Consider the following 3,176-nt stretch of genomic DNA (forward strand, 5'->3'; position numbering starts at 1 on the left):
CGCCTTGCGAAGGGTCATCAGCCGGCCCGCGGGCTCAGCGAAGGCGCGCTGCCCGGAGGCACTGGGCCAGCTCGGCGAAGCATGCCGGTTTGGTCAGGTGCTGATCGAAGCCGGCGGCGGCGGCTTGCGCTTGATCCGAATCCTGGCCGTAACCGGTCAGCGCCACCAGCAGGAGTTGCCCCTTCGGGTGGCTTCTCCGCAACCGCCGGGCCACCTCATAGCCATCCATGCCGGGCAGCCCGATGTCGAGCAGGACCACGTCCGGCTTGAACGACTCCACGGCGTCCAGTGCGCTGGGTCCGTCAACCGCCACCCGGGGCTCATGCCCCAGGGACTCGAGCAGCATCGACGTCGACTCCGCCACGCTGTCGTTGTCCTCGACGATCAGCACGCGGCAGCGGGCTGCTACCACCGTATCACCCTCGCCGGGCTGAGTGGGCGGTTGCGCCGCAAGGGGTGTCGCCGCGAGTGGCAGGCGCACGCAAAACTCTGCCCCCTGATCGACGCCATCGCTGTGGGCCTCGATCGTGCCGCCCTGGCGTTCCGTGAGGTGCTTGCACAGGTACAAACCCAAACCAAGGCCCTCCTGCCGGCGAACGGGGTCATGGGCGCCCCCCGCGAAGCGCCCGAAGACGTGGGGCAGGAGCTCCGGGTGGATGCCGGCGCCGGTATCGCGCACCCGCACGATCGCCTGGCCGCCATCGATGGCGGCACTGAGCGTAATGTGACCACCGGGATCGGTATACTTGACCGCGTTGCCGAGGAGATTGTCCACGATCTGCACCAGGCGCACCGGATCCCCCTCCACCCACACCGGGGCCGCAGGGGCGTCGACGGTCAGCGATTGGGCGCGTCGCTGCGTTGAAGGTCGAGCGGCATCCGCCGCCTTGTCGAGCACCTCGCGCAGGTCAACACGCTCGGTGCGCAGGTGGATGCGTCCCTGCGAGATGCGCGCGACGTCCAGCAGATCATCGGTCAGTGCGACCAGGTGCTCTGCTTGCCCTCCGATGATGCGCGCCGCCCAGGCCACCTGCTCGGCGGTCACGCCGGAGCCGTGCCGGTTCAGGATCTCGGTGGCATTGCGGATCGGGGTGAGCGGGTTGCGCAGCTCGTGGCCGAGCATGGCCAGGAACTCATCCTTGCGCCTGTCCGCCTCGGTGAGCGCCTCGGCCTGTCGCTGCAGCGCCTCCTCGGTGCGTCGCTGCTCGGTCAGGTCGGTGGCGAGCACGAAGACGCCCGCGATGGACCCGTCAGCCGCCACATCGGGGACGTAGTCGGCGCGAACGTAGCGCCGCCCCACTCCCGGAAACTCGAACTCCACCTCGAAAGACTGCGGCTCCCCCGAAACCGCCGCGTCCAGGTAGGGGGCGAGCTGCTGGTAGGCGGCATCACCCATGACCTCTCGGGCTGTCTTGCCGATTACGGCAGCGGACGACGCTCCTTGCCAGCGCTCCCACACGCGGTTGACGAACCGGTAGCGCTGTTGCGCATCCAAGTAGGCGATCAACGCGGGCAGGGAATCGGCCAAGCGGCGGAACATGCGCTCACTCGCAGCCACCAGCTCGGCCGCTGCATTGAGCAGGTCGATCTCCCGGCTGAAGACCAGCAACGCGAGGTCTTCCCCGAGGTCCGCGGCGGCCTGCTGCTCGATGGCTGACCACGGCTCACTGCAGCCGCGGATCTCCTCCCGCCATGCAGCAAAGGAGTTGCGCGGCGAGAGCTGCAAACGGCCATCGCCCATCGCTGTCGGCCCGTCGGGCTTCCCCGCCCAGAGGCGGGTCTCGATCTGCTCGGGCCGAAACATCAGGAACCAGCCCGGCTTGCCGTCGTCGATAGGCAGTGGCACTGCCAAGAGCCCGCAACACGCGCTTTGCCCAAGTGCGTCCGCCAGGGCTGAGTCGCGCAGGCTGCGGCTGCACCAGATATCCTCGCGCGGTTGCGACTGCGATAATGCGCTCGCCAAGCGCTGGAGTTCGCCCTCCGAAGGCAACTGGCCGACACCGGAGACCGTCTCGCGATAGACCAGGGCGACCCCGCAAGCCCGAAACAGCGCAAGCCAGTCCGGCCCGTGGCGTTGCACCAGCGCGCCGGGATCCAACAGGCCGCCGCGATCCTTTGACAGCAGGTCACGACTGTCCCGGACACGCCGCAGATACCGGGCATCCGCGCGCGCGAGCAGGAGCATCAGACGCGCCGTCGCGGCCTGCACCAACGCCCAGCCGGCATCGCGCACCGCGGGCGCCAGCGCCCTGGGCCTCAGGCCATGACAGGCCACGAGCCCCCATAGCCCGTCCTCGCCGTGCATGGCAAGGGAGAGTGAGGCGCCCACGCCCATGTTCCGCAGGTAGCTCAGGTGAACGGGCGAGACGGCCCGGAGCATGCCCTGGGAGAGATCCAACGGCGTGCCCTCGAGGGGGTCATGCTCAGGCACGAGGGGCACGGGAGCGGCGGTGGCGTCGGGAATGCTGCGCACCGGGTTGATGGCGTAGAGCTGGCGCACTTGCCGGGGAATGTCGCTCGCCGGAAAGTGGTGCCCCAAATAGCTGCCGGCCTCTGCGGCCCGACTCTCGGCCACCACGCTGCCGTGGTAGTCGACATCGAACTGATACACCATCACCCGCTCATCGCCGGTCAACTGCCGCACGCTGTCGACGAGCGTCTCCAGCAGGCGCTGTGGGCTGTCGGCCTCGCCCACCTGGCGCAATGCCTCATTGACGACGGACAGCAGGCCGCTGTGATCCGACTCGCCCGCGGGTTCGAGCTCAACCAGCACGCGGTGCCCGCTGCGATAGGCGGTGACGTGGACGACTCGAGCCCCACCGCCGACAGGGAGGGGAACGCTCAGCGCACTGGGCAATCGCTCGCGTCCACTCAGTCTGCGGCGCAGCCGCTCGCGCAGCGCGCTCCCCAGCAGCCGCTCAGCATCGGCGCCCAGCGCCTGCTCCGCGCGCAGGCCTAAGACAGCGTCGAGGTTGGCGCTGACCTGCAGCACGCGCTCGAGCTCGCCATCGAGACTGATCAGGACACCGCAAGGCTGAATGGCGCCGGGGCGATGAACCGGCTCGCGGGCACACGCCTCCAGGGCGGCGGCCATCTCGGCTTCGCTGAAATCCCCCATGGCGTCAGCTCCGTGGCATCTTATTCCACCAAGCGTCCAGATGGGCGCCCACGGCGGC

1 protein-coding gene is annotated in these 3,176 nt (G+C 69.0%); it reads right to left on the reverse strand.

The genetic code is table 11. From position 1 onward, the window contains the following. Positions 1 to 34: 34 nt before the first annotated feature. Positions 35 to 3,118 carry an ATP-binding protein gene (locus tag QZT63_RS18325; protein ID WP_290653242.1) on the reverse strand — a complete coding sequence of 1,028 codons (3,084 nt, stop codon included), beginning with the start codon at positions 3,116 to 3,118 and terminating at the stop codon, positions 35 to 37. Positions 3,119 to 3,176 lie beyond the last annotated feature (58 nt).

The sequence above is a fragment of the Aquisalimonas sp. genome, from assembly GCF_007120195.1.
GTDB lineage: Bacteria > Pseudomonadota > Gammaproteobacteria > Nitrococcales > Aquisalimonadaceae > Aquisalimonas.

What these genes read in the sequence shown, in the direction of transcription:
- QZT63_RS18325 (WP_290653242.1), bottom strand. Translation starts at nt 3,118, where the DNA reads ATGGGGGATTTCAGCGAAGCCGAGATGGCCGCCGCCCTGGAGGCGTGT.